The organism is Streptomyces spectabilis, from assembly GCF_008704795.1.
Taxonomy (GTDB): Bacteria; Actinomycetota; Actinomycetes; order Streptomycetales; family Streptomycetaceae; genus Streptomyces; species Streptomyces spectabilis.
Genome location: NZ_CP023690.1, coordinates 3,419,942 through 3,436,455, shown reverse-complemented (window position 1 = coordinate 3,436,455; position 16,514 = coordinate 3,419,942). Strand labels below are relative to the sequence as shown.

The following is a 16,514-nucleotide window of genomic DNA, read 5'->3' as shown; positions in this document are numbered from 1 at the left end:
CGGTCCGTCCCCCGGTCCGCTCCGGCGCCCGCTCCCGGGGCCGTAGAATTCCTGCGTGGCTGGGCGGATCAATGACGAGGATGTGAAGGCGGTTCGGGACGCGGTCCCGATCGACGCCGTGGTGTCCGAGTACCTCCAGCTGCGCAACGCGGGCGGCGGAAACCTCAAGGGCCTGTGCCCCTTCCACGACGAGAAGTCCCCGTCGTTCCAGGTCAGCCCCAGCAAGGGCCTCTTCCACTGCTTCGGCTGCCAGGAGGGCGGCGACACCCTCACCTTCGTGATGAAGGTCGACCACCTCACCTTCTCCGAGGCGGTGGAGCGCCTCGCCGCCAAGGCGGGCATCACCCTGCGCTACGAGGAGGGCGGGTACAACCCCTCCCACCAGCGCGGCGAGCGCATCCGCCTGGTCGAGGCGCACAAGGCGGCCGCCGAGTTCTACACGGCCCAGCTGGAGTCCGCCGAGGCCGAGATCGGCCGCAAGTTCCTCGCCGAGCGCGGCTTCGACCAGGCCGCGGCCGCGCACTTCGGCGTCGGCTACAGCCCGGCGGGCTGGGACCACCTGACCCGCTTCCTGCGCGGCAAGGGCTTCACCGACAAGGAGCTGACCCTCTCCGGCCTCTCCCAGGAGGGCAGGCGCGGCCCCATCGACCGCTTCCGGGGCCGCCTCATGTGGCCGATCCGGGACATCGGCGGCGAGGTCGTCGGCTTCGGCGCCCGCAAGCTCCGCGACGACGACAACGGCCCGAAGTACCTGAACACGCCCGAGACCCCGATCTACAAGAAGTCCCAGGTCCTGTACGGCATCGACCTCGCCAAGAAGGAGATCGCCAAGTCCAGCAGGGCCGTCGTCGTCGAGGGCTACACCGACGTCATGGCCTGCCACCTCGCCGGGGTGCCCACGGCCATCGCGACCTGCGGCACCGCCTTCGGCGGCGACCACATCAAGATCCTCCGACGCCTTCTGATGGACAACGGCTCGGCGCGGGTGATCTTCACGTTCGACGGTGACGCGGCGGGCCAGAAGGCGGCCCTGCGCGCCTTCGAGGACGACCAGAAGTTCGCCGCCGAGACGTACATCGCCATCGCGCCCGACGGCATGGACCCCTGCGACCTGCGCCTGGCCAAGGGCGACTCCGCGGTCACCGACCTCGTCGAACCCCGCACGCCGCTCTTCGAGTTCGCGCTCCGCCAGATCGTCGCCCGCTACGACCTGGAGACCCCGGCGGGCCGCGCCGCCGCCCTCGACGAGGCCGCGCCCGTCGTCGCCCGGATCAAGAACACCGGCGCGCAGCATGAGGTCGCCGTGCAGCTCGCGGGCATGCTCGGCATCCTCGACACGCAGTTCGTCGTCAAGCGCGTCGCCCAGCTCGCCCGCTGGGCGCGGGAGCGCGGCGGCAAGGGCCCCGCGCCGCAGCGCGGCCCCCAGACGGTCGCCCAGGCCGCGCCCACGGGCCCCTCGGGACCCGCCCTGAACCTCCGCAACCCCGTCTACGCCACCGAGCGCGAGCTCCTCAAGCTCGCCCTCCAGCGCCCGGAGCTCGTCTCCCCGGCCTTCGACGCGTACGGCGTGGACGAGTTCACGGCCGCGCCGTACGCGGCCGTGCGCCAGGCCGTCCTGGAGGCGGGCGGCGCCGAGTTCGGCATCCAGGACCCGCAGGAGTACCTCGTCCGCGTGCGCGACGCCGCGCCCGACGACGTGGTCCGCGCCATGGTCACGGAGCTGGCCGTGGAGGCGATCATGCGCCGCACGGTCGACGAGGCGTACGCGGGGGAGCAGCTGGTCACCGTGCGGCTGCGGGCCGTCGACCGGCGCATCCGCGACGTCCAGGGCACCTTCACCCGCCTTAGCGGCAGCCACGGCGACCCCGAACAACTCACCGCGGTCCAGAACGAGTTGTGGATCCTCCAGCAGTACGCCCGCGCCCTGCGCGAACGGGGCGCGGCGGCCCTCTGAGGGGCTGTTCGTAGCCCGTCCGGCGTTTGAGGACGAGGCGCGGAGCGCCGATTGGCGGGGGTCCAAGGGGGGCGGAGCCCCCTTGTTCGGGAAGCCCCGATGCTCGTTAGTAGGAGTTCTGAGGGTAGTGCCTGGTCAGAGCATGGAGAAGCCCCGTCCGGACCTTGGCCGAACGGGGCTGATCTCTGTCCTGATCAGTTGCAGAACGACGACCTAATGGCGGTCACGACCTGTCCGGCTTGCTCGTCGGTCAGGCTCGGTACGGTGCCCCCCTCGTACCGAAGCTTCACGTTCGCTCGCACCGTGGCGGTGCCCTTGTCCGCCTTGATGTCCGAGCACACGTTGCGGGCCCGGTCCACCGCGCGGTCTTCCTTAGCGACTAGGCCGGGCTCAATGGTCCGCAGAGCGCATATCAGCCTCGCTGTCTGCGCGGGGTCCGGCGAGGGGATGCCACCGCCCGCAGCGGGCTTAGACGGCTTCTCCTCGGGCTTGCTCTCCTTCTTCACGGACTCCGTGACGGACGGCTTGGGCTTGGCTTCCGCCTCGCCGCTGTCGTCGTCCTGAAACAGCGACCCCACAGCACCGATGACGAACAGCGCTGCACCGCCGATCACCCAGTTACGCGTCTTTCGCTTCATGATCCCTCCCCTGATCTCAAGCAAGATCACTCATGCCTATCACGTGGCCTACACACTGTGAGCGCACTTCAGACACAAGACGGGCCCCGCCCGACAGAGCAGCCGAGCGGGGCCGAGTCCTGCGGCTAGGGGTGCCTAGCGCCGAGTCGTCCAGCGCATCGCGGGCAGCTCGTCCCACTGCGCGAGCGGCCCGTACAGGTGCACGCAGTCGGGGCACACGTAGTGGGTGTGCCAGCCTCCGCCACTCGCACGCGGAATCTCACCCACAGGGACGGGGGCTGTGGTCCAGTGCTCGCAGATGCCGAGCACGGGCCGTGTGGGGGTGGTGGGCTCGTTTGTGACTCCGTCGGGGGTCATGTGGTCACCCGCCGGACGGGAGTGATGTTGGTGGTGGGGTGGTCGTAGTCCAAGCCGAGTTCTGCGAATGCTGCCGCGCGCCACCGCTCGCGTTGCAGGTAGGGCAGATCGGGGCGTTGTTCGAAGATCTTCCGGACCGTCTCGGCGCTCGGTGCCCGCCAGGGTGTACGCCAGGCAGCAGCGGAAGCGGACTCGGGTGCGGGCTGCCGCAGGGGGGCAGGGGTCGGCTGCAACGGTGGGGTGGGCTGCCTGTCGGAGCCTCGCCGACGGAGAAGGAATTTGGCGGTGTGGCGTCCCGGCTTGGCGCGGCGGGCTCGGGGCAGTAAGGCGAGCACCCAAGACAGGGTGCGGGCGATAGCATCACGCACGGTCGTTTCAGCTCCTCGAAAGCTGTCTCGGCAAGCCCCGATGGACCGGGCCTAATCGGTCTGTCGGGGCGCTTCTGGTTTTCGGGGCGACGCTAGACGCAACTCGTCTAACTCGTCTACCTGTCTAACAGGGCTACCCGTCTAAGTCGCCTGAGATTGGCCTGGTGTCTACGCTCTCCCCATGCCTGAACGCCCGAGCGATCCTCACGCGCCGTACGCCCCGTACATGCGGGTGCTTGATGCCCCGAGCGCGGACATTCGGGATGGGCGGATCAAGCATGGTGAGCGCATCCCATCCGAGTCCGAACTATGTGAGCGGTTCAAGGTCGCGCGCGAAACGGCCCGCCGAGCGGTGCGCGTTCTGCGGGAACGCGGGATCGTCCGGACCGAGTGGGGCAAGGGGACGTTCGTGGTCGATCCTGCGGAGCCCGCCCGCGAGGACGGGCACCAGGACAGCGAGTAGCTAGCTGACCAGCCTTACGGGCTGGTTTCTTCCAGGGTCTTGCACACCTCGGACATGGTTGGCCTGTCGCGCGAGTCGGGGCGAAGCATGTCGTTGACGAGCCACCCCAGCATGCCCGCGATGTTCACCGGGCGGTGTGTCCTCTCCACGATGTATCGCCGCTGTTCTGCGCGGGGGGCTGTGTCTGGGTACTCGACATGTCGCCACCCTGTGGCCGCCATGAGCAGCGATGCACCGAATCCGTACACGTCCGCTTCCTGCGTCGGTTCCGCCTCGCCGCGTTCGAGCACGCTGCGGGAGATCTCTGGTGCCTCGTAGTGGACGAGACACCCGGGGTACGGAAAGTCGAACCGCTGCGGCACGGTGGCGCCGCGCACCAGGGCCAAGTCAATGAGAGTGGCGCTCGCCGGCTCCTCGCCGAGGATGAAATGCATGGGCTGCACGTCCCCGTGAATGCACCCTCTGTCGTGCAGCTCGGCGAGGGCACGCGCCGACGCGAGTGCGTCACGCACCGGGGGGCGCGACATGCCGTGTCGGGTGCGATGTGGCTTCCACAATGCGTACAGGTCGCTGCCCGTGTGCCACGGCTGCACGTTCCACGTGCCTTGCTCCCACACCCCGTAGTGCGCCGCCGCGCTCCCAAGGTGCTGTAGCACCGCGCCTTCCCGAGCGGGGGCGCGAGCCGTCCATTCCGCGGCAGGCCAGTCGGCGGTTGCTTCGATGGGGTAACCGAGCTTCACGGCGTACTCGGCGTCCTGCGTGCGAACGTGCCACACGGTGGAGCCGCGCCGGTCCACGACGACCCGTGACTCAGAGGGGTCCAGCATTGCGGAGACCGGGGCGGGAATCTGGCGGGGTTCGGGGGCTGACACTCACAGTCCTTTCAACAGGGCAGAGCCGACCCGCGGAATCCCCCCGGATCGGCTCTGCCACATGTGATGGGCCGGACGCTACTCCGGCGGTCTGATCACTTGCCGTACGGGCGTCCGCAGTCCGCATCGCACTGCGCGGCACTCTCGCTGTTTACGGTCCACAGTTCATCCCGGATCGCGAAACCAGCGGCCTTCATGGCGTGCACGGAAGCGGTGACCGCTTCGAGCGTTCGACCGCCCGCACCGGGGGCGGGGTTGTGGTGCAGGAAGCGCCCTGCGTGCCTGTCGCAGAACTCGGCGTACGCCTCGGTGTGCAAGATGAACGCGTGCAAGCCGAGGTCCACGTCATCGGACGGGACCATGTTCACGGTCGTTGTCGCCGCGGTGAAGACGAACGCCAACGCCTGGTCGACGATGTGCTCCGCTCGCCCCATCGGCTGTCCGCTGTGGACGTGCACAAAGTGCGCGACGCTGCTGAAGAGGTCGTCGTCGACGAGCGCGCGGCCGGTCCGCAGATCAATCGTTGTTGCGGTCATTGCGTGTGCCTCCTTGTTGGAGTGGTGCACGGCGCTTGCTGTTCCATCCGGCCGTGGTTGCGCATGAGCACAGCCGGATGGGGTCGTGGGCCCCGACTAGCGCCCCACACGAACAGCGCTAGCCGGGGCGCGCCCGTCCCTGCCGGTCCCTGAAGGCAGGTCGGGCGGCAGCCCACGCGCTCCCTTGCCCTTGGTCATGGGCGGCGTGCTGTGGGAGAGCGGGGCGGGTCTGCCGCACAGCGGCCTCCGACAGAGCTGTACTCGCACGGGGGGTCGGGGGCCGCTGCTGACCCGACAGCCACGCTCACCAGGGCCGTACGGTCGGGTCATGGCGCACTCGTACAGCTGCATGAAAAAACGAGTGCGGCGGGTCTTGTGGGCTCCGCTCCCTGCGGCAGCCCCGGCGCGGGGTCTGGGCAGTAGGGGCTAGCCGCTGAGAGCGGAGCCGGACCGTTCGGGTACACCTCACCGACGGAGCGCACCCGAACGGAGCTTTGCGTCTAAGCGGATGCAGCCTCGCCGAGCCGGTACAGCGGCAGCCGCATTCCGAACTCAGCGGCGCGCACGGCGTTGCGGACGCGGGCCACCTGATAGGGGAACGCCAACTCGTCCAGCTCGCCCATGGCGACCCATCGCACCTCGGAGAGTTCCGCCCTTGCGCTCTCCGGCACGGTCACGGTTACGGCTTGCTCGTGCAGCACTGTGCCCCCATCGCACACAAGGTTCACCCCCTCGGCGCTCGAACCGTCTTCGCTCGCAGGCACCTGATCGATACAGACCGCGTGAGAGACCTTGACCGTAAGCCCGGTCTCCTCCTTCACCTCACGGACAGCCGCCGCAGCGATGCCCTCGCCCTGATGCGCGCCGCCTCCGGGGAGTTGCCACCCTTGCTTGCTGTCGGCGTGCTTGTACGTGGGCTTGACCATGAGCACATCTCCGGACCGGTTCCGGATCAAGACCACGCATCCGATACGCCGTGCAGGCGGGTTGGCCTGGTCAACGTCGGCGTGTGCCATCAGGCACCTCCAAATTCGATGGTTCATAGGGGAGTTGGGCACACAGCAAACTCCCGGAGGCGTATCGGGGGTAGCGTCTTAGGGGGTGGTAAACCTTGGCACTTCCAACCGGGGCCAGATGATCGGAGTGCAGCCATGACCGCGCCGAACGACAAACTCCGGGACATGCTCCTGACCGCTGGCATGAGCCAAGCGGAGTTAGCACGGCGAGTGAAGCGTCGTGCCCACGAGATTGGGCATGCCCAGGTCAGCCCGGATGCAAGCAGCGTTCGCCGATGGATGGAGGGCATGACCCCGCGCGCTCCGCTACCAGTGATCATCGCTGACGTGTTCTCCGGACACTGCGACCGACGAGTCACGACGTACGACATCGGCCTCGGCGATCAACCTGACCTTGACCGCTCGCTGAAGTACAACCCATCGTGGAAAGAGACGGTGGAGGCAGTGACCGAACTCGGGAGAGCGGACATGGATCGAAGGCACGTCTTGGCAGCACTGCCGTTCACAGTTGCGGCGGGTGTCGGACCGTCCCGCGACTGGCTCCTTAGCACGCTCGATCAAGAACCGAAGCCGGCGAGCGGCCAACGGTTGCGCGTGGAGGATGTGACCCATGTGCGCAACATGTTCGGTTCGTTCCAAGAGATTGACGTTATGCAGGGGGGCGGTGCAGGCCGGAAACTGCTCAAGGAGTACATGAATGAGCATGTCTACCCGCTGCTTCGCCGCACCTACTCGAAAGAGGTCTATCGCGCCCTCACCGCTGCAATCTGCGAGCAGACGTACTTGCTTGGTTGGATGGCGTTCGACAACGGCGAGCATGCCGCGGCACAGCGATATCTGATTCAGAGTCTCCGCATGGCGGAGGAGTCGCAGGATGCGGCTCTAGGGGCGCACGTGCTTGCCGGGATGGCGGATCAGGCAACACTCAGGGGCAACCCTGCCGAAGGGCGGAGGCTAGCGCAGACAGGGCGACACGGTCTCGCGCGTGTGGATGCACCGTCATGCCTCGCAGACCTGTGGGTACTCGAAGCGCGGGCCCTTGCTGCGCTCGGCGACAAGACGGGCACCGCTAGGGCCGTGGCAGCGTCTGAGCGGGCATTCGACCGTGCCGACTCCGAGCGCGATAGGCCAACGTGGGCAAAGTTCATCGATGGCGCCTACCTTCATGGCGAGATGGCTAACGCCTTCAGGGATTTGAAGCAACCCGATCTCGCTGCCGTACACGCGTCCCGTTCCATTGAGCATGCACGTAAGCAGAACCGTGCACGGCGCGGCGCAATGTCCCAGGCTGCATTGGCGGTCACTCATCTACAAAAAGGGGACCTTGACGCTGCTCACTCTGCGGCAGTCAAGACCATCGATCTGGCTCGTCGCGTGAAATCTTCGCGTGCAGTGGAGGCACTGCAAGACGTCCGAAAGCGAATGACACCCTTCGGGACGCATCCGCTCGTTGCAGACTTCAACGAGCGAGCCCGCACGCTCCTCGCCGCATAGTCCATCATCACCAGACGCCCCGCCACTTCTGCGAAGGAAACGGCGGGGCTCTCTGCTGTCAGGCAGCAACACCAAACGCGAGGACCACGCCACGCGCCCACCCATCAGGCGGACCCAACTCGGGCGTCCGGTCGGTCAGGTAGACCCCCCACGAGCTTGATCCTGGGACTCGGTGAGCGCTGACCCCGTAACGGCGCGTCATGCCCGAGCGGCGGAGCACCGCGGCAAGTCGGTGCATCTCGGCGGATGCGCTCGCCCGGTCCTCACGGCCGAGGACGAACGTGCGGGCGCTCATGCGGCGAGCACGGTCGTGGGGCGGTGCTGCCCGTAGGCGCACAGGGTCACGGGTTCATCCCACTGGACCCACAGCCCGGAGTCTCCGCGGACCCACTCAACGGAGCCGGCGAGGGTGTGCGACTTACGGTCACGCGCGAGCAGTCGAAACGCGGTGTGCCCGCCGATGGTCCGGAACAGGCGCGCGACGATGCCGCCTTGGCTCTCAACGATCCTGTGTAGGTCGGCACATGACCGCACGGCCTCTTCGCTGAGCACGTCGGGCAGCTCGCGGCAAGCCCCCCATGCGCCGTCTGTATCCCCAGGAACGGGCACGATGACGGTTGTTTGAACCCGAAACTCCTTGCTGTGCGTGATCATGCCGTCACGCTAGTACATGCATTCGATTTGCGGAAGCATCTTTCTTGGCCATTCAACGTAACACTTCAATAACGTCAAGTCAGCCCTTGCGTCCCACTGGCCAGCCAACACCCGATATGTCCACGGCGAGTTGTGGCCATGGCGTGAAGGGTGGAGTTGACGCGCCCGCGGCAACTCGTTTGCCATCGAGCAAATCGCAATGACCCTTCGTAAGCGGGCTAGGCGTCCACTCGGTGTCTGATTCCGGCCCGTCGCCCCTCGCACTGCGACTACTGAGAGTCGTGCGGTGCGAGGGTCGGCAAAGCAACTGCCGTTCGCTGGCGTGCAGTTGGCGCCACGATCTTGTTCGGGCACCCGAGTTGGTGGACTACTGCACTCGCGCACCGGCCTGGTACAGCTCGCAGAATCGTTTCTGCCCCTTGGCGCGAGCTTCCTTGACCTGCTTCGGGGTGGCGCCCATGTCCGCGGCGAGTTCGACGTCTGGACGTTCGCTGTAGTCGGCCACCGGGGCTATGCCGTGGCTTGCCTTGAGAACGTGCCGCTGCCGCTCGCCCAACATCCCTAGGGTGCGGTGGACTTGCTCGCGCACAACCGTGCGTCTCGTGGTCTCGTAGTCGCGTGAGTCGAGCAGATCGGCGGGAACCTCGGCCACCGCAGCCACCACATCTCCGAGGGTGATGTCCGGGCCGTATTTCTGTTCATTCGCGGGACGGTCCAGTGAATCAATGCCGAGCCACGCGAGCAGAGCCGCGTACGCGTACCCCGGGCTCATCTTCCGCACTCCCATGTCGTCAGTGCTTGCGATGCGTGCCGCCGAGTACGGGTCCCCGCCTGCTAGCGTTAGGGCGGTCTCAAAATCCTTTGCCGCTGCGGCAGTTACTCCGGGGCGCTTGATTTCGTGGCGTTGCTCGGTCATAGCCGAGTGCAACGCCTTGTCTATGTAGGCCATGAGCTTACGCGGAGACTCCCCCTCGAACTTGGCGAGGGATTCCCACAGCCGGATGCGGCCCGCTTGCGCGAGGTCATCGGCCAAGTCACGGTCAACGGAGCCGCCGGCTCGGGTGGCGTAGTCGTGGGCTCGTTTCACGATCAGAGATTCGGTCTCAGTGATCACGGCGGTAATTGCCGAAAGGTCGTTCCCCTTCGCGGCAGAAATCATTTCGGCAGTAAAGTGCGTCATTGAGCATCGCTCCGTGTCCGGGTGGCTTTGCTCTCTGTGGAGAGCAGGGGTTGCCCGGAACGGGGCGTGTGAGGTCACCAAATGGCTTGGCGGCCGTTATGCAATGCGCTTCAAAAAGGGCATGAAAATGCCCCGTCCCGGGTTAGCAGGACGGGGCTTGCGCATTGCCATATCGCTGCGTGGCAATGAATTTAGGAATATGCCAGCGGCATAACAATGCGCATAGATCTGCACTTAACGGCGCAAAGTTGCACTAAGGTGCGAGATTGACGGCATGGCCGCAATCTTTCGTGACGTTTGGTCAGATCGTTACCTTGTTTATCTACGGAGAGCGAGCAAAGTGTGAAGAAATCATGGAAATCGTGACCTTGCCGTTATCAATGCTGCTCAACTACTCATTGCGTTGCCAGGTCTTCAAAAGAAGGGTCTTTGCGCTACGCAGCGTGCATCGGTTTCCGTGGGTTACCGCGCTCCGTAATCAGTAGTCCGCGCCGTATAGCGAGCCCCACGAGCGCCCGCCTATCTCCGCCTCAGCCACGATGGGGACCCCGTACAGGCTCATGGTCATGCAGCGTTCGAACTCGCGGGCTACGTCCGCCGCGTCCTCGCGCGGAGCCGATGCCAGGATTTCGTCATGGATCGGGAGTCGCATGTATTCGAGCAGTCCCGCGCCTTCCATTTCGATCATGGCTTGCCCGAGGACATCTCTCGCCGCAGATTGGCACGCGTAATTCGTTACGGCGTAGGTGCGGTCCCGGTCAAGCGGAAGTCGGCGACCGGTCGCCGAGACGAACACCATGCCGTTTTGGAAAGCTTGACGCTGCCACCGCTTTCCCGCGCGCTTGATCTCCGGAAATACTCGGTCGTACGCGGTGACCGCTTGGGAAATCTCTGCCTCGCTCGCGCCGGTCTGCCTAGCGAGCGTGGTGATTCCTCCGCCGTAGACCTTTCCGAACCCGGCACCCTTGAATAGCTTCCGGTCGCGCTTCGTGGCGCCCTCGCCTCGGATCAACTTGGCCGTGTACATGTGGATGTCGAATGCGTCGCCGCCCCTGGTGAACCCCTCTTTCATACGGCGCACATCGGCGAGGGCAGCGAGGACCCGCATTTCAATCGCTTGAAAGTCGGTGGAGATCTTGACGTGTCCGGGCTCGGCGAGGATCGCGCGGCGCACGATGTGATCGGAACTCGGAAGCTGGTGCAGTCCGTCCGTCACGGACATACGCCCTGTCCGCGCCGCGAGGGGCGTGATCACGGGGTGGATGCGCCCTGCGTCGTCGAGCTTGTTCATGAACCCCGCGGCGTAGGTCTCACCCCACTTCGCGGCGCGCTTCGCCCGTAGCACGGCATCGGCGAGCCGGTTCGGCTCACGGGCCCCGATCCTCTGCCAGTCCCGGTCAAGGTCGGCGAGGGGCAAGAGAACAGCCTTGTCCGTCTTGAGGGCGCCCGCGTCGGTGCGCTCGGTCAGCGTCTCGCCCATGCCCACGAGTGCCGCCGCAACCTGGTCGCCCGACCCCACCTTGATCACGCCGTACCGGGCTGCGACCGCGCGGTACCGCTCGGCTTCCGCGGCGAGCCGGCGAGCGAGGGGGCCCGCGTAGTCCTGGTCCACGAGCAACCCGCGCCGCTGCATCACGGCGCAGATGCGGGCTAGCTCGTGCTCGTACGCCACCAGCTCGTTGCGCACGCCGAGCCGGGCCAGCTCGCGGCGGAGTGCCGGGAACAGGCGGGCGGTCAGGATGACGTCGAGTCCCGCGTACAGGAGGTACGTCGGGTGGTCCAGCGGGATGCCCGCCCATCCGGTCTCTTTCGTCAGCCCGAGCGAGCGGAACACCGCGGTGAGCCCGCTCTGTGTGTCCGGGGCCGCGGGGTCCACCCACCGGGCCGATAGCGGTTTGAGGGCGGTCCCTATCCCGCCCTCGGACGGTTGGCGCGGGTCGCAGAGCGCCGCAAGGGTGCGGGTATCGGTCGTCCACGGTGCGAGGTCTTCCAACGGAATGCCCGCGCACCGGTCGAGTACGAGCCAGTCATAGGCAGCGTTGTGAATGAGAACGCGTTGTGTGCGCTGGACTGCCTCGCGCGCATAGGATTCGAAGTACCCGCCCCGCTCGTACTGGATCACCCATGCGTCGCGCTGGTCGCCGAATTGCACGGTGCGGAGCCGAAACGACGGGTTGAAGACGTTCAAGCCCGTGGTCTCGGTATCGAGTGCGATAGGACCCCGCTCGCGTGCCTCATACAGCCACCGCCAGAACTCGTTAAGGTCTTCCGTGGTCTCAGGCACGTGCACTGTGATCAGTTCACCGGCTATCTCGTGCCGGAATTCCTTCACTGTCTCCCCCTATAGCAAAAGCGGGCCGCCCGCCCCGAGTTGGGGAGGACGACCCGCTTACGTGGTCTGCTAGTTGCCGAAGATTCCGGGGCCGACCGCATCGGGGCTTTCGTCGGCGAGGCGGAGCCCGGCGAGGGAAATCCCCTTGTTGGTCTTCTTGCGGACGGCTCCGCGTTCCTCCATGGCGTCATAGAAGGCGCGGCGGGTCCACCGTTCCTTTGCGGGAAGGTTCTCGGCCTCACACCATTCCAAGTAGCTGTTGAACGCGTCGTTTCCGTTGATCACAACGGATTCGTCCGCGTAGTCGAGTACGCCCGGCAGGAAGCCGGCGAGGGGGTCCGAGGTCTCGCGGTACTCCTGACTCGCACCTGTGATGGCCTGCGGGTCTTGCAGTCCGCCCCGGTACCACTCGACCGCTCCGCGCACGGCCCATGCGGCTATGCCCTCGGCTTCGGCGAGTAGTTTCCGGTCTAGGTCCGGGTCCCTCTCCTCGGGTGCGAACCACCGCTTGAAAGGCAGCAATTTGACGCGCCGCCAAAGCCCTTCGTCCTGTGAACGGAACTTGGGCTTATGGTTCGTGGCCAACAGCAGCAAAAAGGACGGCTTGAACTCGAAGAACTCTTGCCGCAGGAACCTTGCCGAGATCATGTCCTTGCCGGTCACGCGCTTGAGGATGGATTCCGACATGGACTTGCCGGACTCACCCTCGGACGCCATGACCAGGCGAGCCCCGCGCAACGCGGCGATGTCATTCGGAATGCCGCCGCTCTTGCGCTCCTCAAACGTGGCAAATGGCGTCGTCCGGGAAATAGATCGGAACACCGTTGTCAGAGTGTCCACCAGCACGCTTTTTCCGTTGGCGCCCTTGCCCCACAGCACCCCGAAAGACTGTTCCGTGGTGTGTCCTGTGATGCCGTAGCCGACGAGCCGTTGAATGTAGGCGGGCATCTCTGGCATGCCGGGGAAGATCTCGGCGAGGAATGATTCCCACCGTGGGCTCTGTGCATCGGGGTTGTAGTCGATATCGAGTGCGTACGTCAGTAGGTCGGCCTGGTCGTGCGGGCGGAGTCGGCCTGTACGCAAATCCACCGTGCCGTTGCGGAAGTTGAGCAAGTCGGGCCGGTCGTCAAAGTCCGTCGCCGCAATGCTGACGTTGGGCACGGAACACAGCTCGGTCAGCAACGCGTCAATCCGCGAGGTCATCGTGAACCCGCGCGCTAGCTGGTTCTGTCCGGCGAGGACGAGCGCGGCGCCCATGCGGTGGATTTCCTGCCGTACCCGCATGTCCGAGCGGACCCACGTACGGCCGTTCCACGTGTAGAACCCGAGCCCTGCCGCGTAGCGGATGCGGCCCCCGGACCAGGCGACCAGTGCGTGAGCGTTCATCGCGTCGGACTCGCCGTACTGCGACACGAGCTTGGCGAGGATGTCCGCCGCTTCGGCGCCCTGGTCGCGGGACACCACGTCCGCGCCGGTCCTGTTCGCCAACTCTGCCGTCCGGGCGTCCGCTTCCACCTCGGCAGAAGGGCGGACCGGACGAGCTGCCTTGACCGCACGGTGAAGCTCGGCCGCGAACCGCTCAGGTGCCGACTCGCGCCAGTCGGTCACATCCCCCGAAGTGTCCGGGAGGTCGAGGCAGAACGCGTCTATCCCGTGCTCGGCGAGCCCCCCGGCGAGGCGGGTCGTGAACCCGTTGCCCGCCTGGTCGTTGTCCCCGGCGAGAATCACGAGCTGCCCGCGTAATCCCTCGGCGAGTTCGGCAACCAGCTCGGGCGAGCCGGCGAGGGACGCACCGCGCACGGCCACAGCGTCATAGCCGCACGCAACCGCTGTGAGTGCGTCTCCGGGCCCCTCCGTGATCAGGACCGTGCCGTACCCGCCCCCGCCCCGGAACACGCCGTACGGCGCCCACCGGAGACCCTTCGGGTTGACCAGGGACAGCCACCGTGCAGGGCACTGCCCGCCGAGGTCTCGCCCCTGTAGGCCACGGGGCGTCCCATCGAACCCGTTCAGGGGCACGGTCAGCCGAGGGTGTTCGCGGTAGAGCCGCGAGAGGTAGGCGAACCCCTCGCCCTGGTCGCCCTGGTCCACGCCGAGCCCGAGTTCCGCGGCGGTCTCCAGGTCGAGCCCGAACCGGTCGGCGAGGTACGTCCGGGCCCGCTCGGACCACTCGGCCCCGTAGTCGCCGAGGGCGAGCGAGGTCCGGTCCACGTACGCGGCGAGCGCGGCAGTCTGCGCGACGGGCACCAGCTCGGGGCGCTCGGCGGACACGGTGGCCCCGGGGCCGCTCACGTCGAACAGGTCCGACCAGGACAGCCGCGCCGCTGCGATCACGTCCGCGGTGGCACAGCCCGTACGGCATGTGAGCCGTACTTTCAGGTCCTCGCCCCTCCATATGCGCAGCGAGGGGCGCGAGTCCGGATGTGAGGGGCACGCGGCGAGGTACCCGCCGTCCGCCTGGTCCGTCACCTGATCGAACCGGGCGAGCAGATCAGACAGCAGCATGCCCGCTCACCCCCGCCACGGTGCTGCGGTAGTCGGCGAGTAGGCGCCCGAGATCCCACACGGTGGTGGTCATGTACCAGCGCGACGTGTCGAGCCCGCGCAGCGAGGTAGTCCAGCCGTACGCCGCGGCGAACTCCACGGCGGGCATGCCGAGGGCAAGCCGAACCCGGGTCCACGTCCGCACCGACATGTGCACGCGCCCGTTCCACACCGCCGCCCGCCGCACCTTGTGGACGACCACGCCGTACGGGAAACCCGCGTGCCGTGCCTCAACGTCGGCTTGTCGTAGCCACGTTGGGACCGCGGGAGACTTCACGTCCTTTGCTTCGATGATGAACGGGGCCGCGTGGATGTCGCCGACATCCTTCGCGCCCTCTTGTGCGGCTCGGCGGATGTTCTCGCCCGAGAGCGGGTTACGGAATGCTCCGGTCTCGTCCACCAGGCCGAGGTACCAATTCAGGTAGTCGCGTATTGCGCTTTCCCATGCCGTCCCGCGTCGCTTGTTCGGGTTAGCCATCGGCTTCCCCCTGCCGGATCACGCACCCGCGCCCCATCGCGTGTGCCGCAGCGGCGAGATAGCGAAGCCAGTCCGGACGGGTCTTCCACCCGGGCATTAGCCACAGTTCGTCACCCGCACTGAGTTCACGCACGTCCCCGATGGGCGGCGCGTAGTCGGCACTCAACTCGTAAATCACTGTCCCCCCAAACGAAAGGACCGGACCCCCTCATAGGGAAGTCCGGTCCTCTCTGGTCGTGCGTGTTACTGGTCTCGCTCGCCCGTCACATCAGGGATGATCAAGCGGACATGTTCCGACGTGATCCACTCCTTCCGGAGAGACCGGCGCTTAGCGAAACCCGATTCAGTGCCGGTAGGGCGGATGCGCAGCATCGGCCTAAGTCGCCCGTCCACAAGGCGAGTTGTCACCCGGTCCACGATGGCGTCAGCCATACGCACCCGGTTTCCCTGCCGTGCCGCGTACGCGACCAAATCCCCCCGGTACAGCTCCTCGCCCCCGTAGTCGGTGACGACCCCCCGCTTACCCATCGTTGGCCTCTTCCTTGTAGTTGAGCAGATGCAGATACGCCGCGAATGCCTGTTGGGACACGACCCCGTTTCCGGCTGCCTTGAGCTGACGCGACCGGTTGAGCCCGGGAATGTGAGTGATCCACCCCCGGGGCAGTCCCATTAGCCACTCGGCGAACACGGACGCGAGGCGCCGCCCGCCGCGGGGGCCGAACTCCACCGGGACCGGAGCCGGCGAGCCCATCAGGGTTTCCCAACGGTGCACAGCGGGCCCGTAATCGGCCCACCATTCCGGCGGGCTGTGGAAGGCTCCCGGGGTCTCCTCGGCAACGTCCGGGTCCACGGGCAACAGGAACGAAACCTCGTCATCGAGTGTCGGCCCGTGCCCGCCCGCACGCCGTTTGTCGGGATGCTGCGGGGCGCCATTGCTGCCCAAATTCGCCGTCGGCGTCTTGAACAGCTTGTGCGCACGTTCCTTGTCGAAGAGCCGCGCCACTGCGGTAACGAGATCCTGTCCGCCGCTTCCCTGCCGGTCGTCTCGCGCGAAGTCCGGGCCCTTAGTCGCGTCGGATGCGAGAGGAGTCGGCAGCAGAGGCGGCAACGAGGAACCATCTATCTCTGTGGTGGGCGGCTCCAACTGCGGACGCCCGATGGCAACACCACCGCGTGTCATACCGTGTCTCGGCCAGTCCCGCGAGTACGTGCGCGAGGCCCCTGTTTCGGATGGCGGATACGTTCTCCAGGAAAACGAACCGTGGTCGAAGAACGCGAACGGCCCCGAGAACGCTTTCCCAGATACCCGACCTCTCACCATGAATCCCCGCCCGTTTCCCCGCGTTCGAAATGTCTTGACACGGGAACCCTGCCGTAACGATGTCCACCTCTCCCGCAATGGTGGACCAGTCAAATTTGGTTATGTCTCCGATGTTGCGCGCATGCGGATATCGGGTGGCGAGGATCAGCGACGCGTACGGATCGATCTCCGCCACGATCTTTATTCTGTCCCCGGTCAGAGCCTCAACAGCCCTGCCGATACCCCCGTATCCGGCGCACAGTTCCAGAATCGGAATGTGAGTACCCCCAGAAGAAAGGGGCCCGAGCATGCACCCGGGCCCCTCGCC

Annotated in this window: 15 protein-coding genes; 3 read left to right on the top strand and 12 right to left on the bottom strand. The window is 66.3% G+C overall.

The genetic code is table 11. The features are described 5' to 3' along the window. The first annotated feature begins 55 nt into the window (after window positions 1-55). Window positions 56-1,954: a DNA primase gene (dnaG, locus tag CP982_RS14925; protein WP_150510991.1), complete on the top strand. Its 1,899-nt coding sequence runs from the start codon at window positions 56-58 to the stop codon at window positions 1,952-1,954. Window positions 1,955-2,148: 194 nt separating this feature from the next. On the opposite strand, the gene CP982_RS14920 is transcribed toward dnaG, so the two are convergent. Both CP982_RS14920 and CP982_RS14915 read right to left on the bottom strand, forming a co-directional pair. Further along, on the bottom strand, window positions 2,149-2,592 hold the full coding sequence (locus CP982_RS14920) for a DUF732 domain-containing protein (protein ID WP_150510990.1): 444 nt from the start codon (window positions 2,590-2,592) through the stop codon (window positions 2,149-2,151). A 135-nt stretch (window positions 2,593-2,727) separates the two neighbouring features. Beyond that, window positions 2,728-2,949 (bottom strand): hypothetical protein, encoded by a 222-nt coding sequence (locus CP982_RS14915; RefSeq protein ID WP_150510989.1) that lies wholly within the window; start codon window positions 2,947-2,949, stop codon window positions 2,728-2,730. A gap of 549 nt (window positions 2,950-3,498) precedes the next feature. Here CP982_RS14915 and CP982_RS14905 point away from each other — a divergent pair. Then, complete coding sequence (locus CP982_RS14905; RefSeq protein WP_150510987.1) at window positions 3,499-3,780, top strand: GntR family transcriptional regulator; 282 nt, start codon at window positions 3,499-3,501, stop codon at window positions 3,778-3,780. 14 nt (window positions 3,781-3,794) lie between these two features. Here CP982_RS14905 and CP982_RS14900 read toward each other — a convergent pair whose 3' ends face one another. The 3 genes from CP982_RS14900 to CP982_RS14890 all read right to left on the bottom strand — a co-directional run bounded on the left by CP982_RS14900 (window position 3,795) and on the right by CP982_RS14890 (window position 6,204). After that, window positions 3,795-4,652 carry a protein kinase family protein gene (locus CP982_RS14900; RefSeq protein ID WP_372503360.1) on the bottom strand — a complete coding sequence of 286 codons (858 nt, stop codon included), beginning with the start codon at window positions 4,650-4,652 and terminating at the stop codon, window positions 3,795-3,797. A 95-nt stretch (window positions 4,653-4,747) separates the two neighbouring features. Further along, entirely contained in the window at window positions 4,748-5,188 is a 441-nt protein-coding gene (locus CP982_RS14895) for a glycine-rich domain-containing protein (RefSeq protein ID WP_150515487.1), read from the bottom strand. A gap of 500 nt (window positions 5,189-5,688) precedes the next feature. Further along, complete coding sequence (locus CP982_RS14890) at window positions 5,689-6,204, bottom strand: NUDIX domain-containing protein (RefSeq protein ID WP_170316428.1); 516 nt, start codon at window positions 6,202-6,204, stop codon at window positions 5,689-5,691. Window positions 6,205-6,339: 135 nt separating this feature from the next. Here CP982_RS14890 and CP982_RS14885 point away from each other — a divergent pair, with 135 nt between their 5' ends. After that, complete coding sequence (locus tag CP982_RS14885; protein WP_150510985.1) at window positions 6,340-7,698, top strand: NsdA family TPR-like regulatory protein; 1,359 nt, start codon at window positions 6,340-6,342, stop codon at window positions 7,696-7,698. 291 nt (window positions 7,699-7,989) lie between these two features. Here the strand turns inward: CP982_RS14885 and CP982_RS14880 are convergent, their stop codons facing one another. The 7 genes from CP982_RS14880 to CP982_RS14845 form a co-directional block, all read right to left on the bottom strand. Further along, window positions 7,990-8,352, bottom strand: coding sequence for a hypothetical protein (locus CP982_RS14880; protein WP_150510984.1), 363 nt, complete (start codon window positions 8,350-8,352; stop codon window positions 7,990-7,992). 367 nt (window positions 8,353-8,719) lie between these two features. Next, window positions 8,720-9,532, bottom strand: a complete 813-nt coding sequence (locus tag CP982_RS14875; protein ID WP_150510983.1) for a sigma-70 family RNA polymerase sigma factor — start codon at window positions 9,530-9,532, stop codon at window positions 8,720-8,722. Window positions 9,533-10,010: 478 nt separating this feature from the next. Then, window positions 10,011-11,864, bottom strand: a complete 1,854-nt coding sequence (locus tag CP982_RS14870; protein ID WP_150510982.1) for a DNA polymerase — start codon at window positions 11,862-11,864, stop codon at window positions 10,011-10,013. Between the two features lie 69 nt (window positions 11,865-11,933). Beyond that, window positions 11,934-14,369, bottom strand: coding sequence for a phage/plasmid primase, P4 family (locus CP982_RS14865; RefSeq protein ID WP_150510981.1), 2,436 nt, complete (start codon window positions 14,367-14,369; stop codon window positions 11,934-11,936). Beyond that, window positions 14,356-14,886 (bottom strand): hypothetical protein, encoded by a 531-nt coding sequence (locus tag CP982_RS42135; RefSeq protein ID WP_184925005.1) that lies wholly within the window; start codon window positions 14,884-14,886, stop codon window positions 14,356-14,358. Before CP982_RS42135 ends, CP982_RS14865 begins: the two co-directional genes overlap by 14 nt. A gap of 520 nt (window positions 14,887-15,406) precedes the next feature. Beyond that, a complete protein-coding gene (locus CP982_RS14850; RefSeq protein ID WP_150510980.1) occupies window positions 15,407-15,889 on the bottom strand; it encodes a DNA (cytosine-5-)-methyltransferase in 483 nt (160 codons plus the stop codon). Window positions 15,890-15,950: 61 nt separating this feature from the next. Further along, window positions 15,951-16,496: a DNA cytosine methyltransferase gene (locus CP982_RS14845; RefSeq protein ID WP_150510979.1), complete on the bottom strand. Its 546-nt coding sequence runs from the start codon at window positions 16,494-16,496 to the stop codon at window positions 15,951-15,953. Window positions 16,497-16,514: the final 18 nt, after the last annotated feature.

Excerpts from the sequence above, each read along its gene's own strand:
- CP982_RS14920 (WP_150510990.1), bottom strand. The coding sequence starts at position 2,592 with ATGAAGCGAAAGACGCGTAACTGGGTGATCGGCGGTGCAGCGCTGTTC.
- CP982_RS14915 (WP_150510989.1), bottom strand. The coding sequence starts at position 2,949 with ATGACCCCCGACGGAGTCACAAACGAGCCCACCACCCCCACACGGCCC.
- CP982_RS14905 (WP_150510987.1), top strand. The coding sequence starts at position 3,499 with ATGCCTGAACGCCCGAGCGATCCTCACGCGCCGTACGCCCCGTACATG.
- CP982_RS14895 (WP_150515487.1), bottom strand. The coding sequence starts at position 5,188 with ATGACCGCAACAACGATTGATCTGCGGACCGGCCGCGCGCTCGTCGAC.
- CP982_RS14890 (WP_170316428.1), bottom strand. The coding sequence starts at position 6,204 with ATGGCACACGCCGACGTTGACCAGGCCAACCCGCCTGCACGGCGTATC.
- CP982_RS14885 (WP_150510985.1), top strand. The coding sequence starts at position 6,340 with ATGACCGCGCCGAACGACAAACTCCGGGACATGCTCCTGACCGCTGGC.
- CP982_RS14880 (WP_150510984.1), bottom strand. The coding sequence starts at position 8,352 with ATGATCACGCACAGCAAGGAGTTTCGGGTTCAAACAACCGTCATCGTG.
- CP982_RS14875 (WP_150510983.1), bottom strand. The coding sequence starts at position 9,532 with ATGACGCACTTTACTGCCGAAATGATTTCTGCCGCGAAGGGGAACGAC.
- CP982_RS14865 (WP_150510981.1), bottom strand. The coding sequence starts at position 14,369 with ATGCTGCTGTCTGATCTGCTCGCCCGGTTCGATCAGGTGACGGACCAG.
- CP982_RS42135 (WP_184925005.1), bottom strand. The coding sequence starts at position 14,886 with ATGGCTAACCCGAACAAGCGACGCGGGACGGCATGGGAAAGCGCAATA.
- CP982_RS14845 (WP_150510979.1), bottom strand. The coding sequence starts at position 16,496 with ATGCTCGGGCCCCTTTCTTCTGGGGGTACTCACATTCCGATTCTGGAA.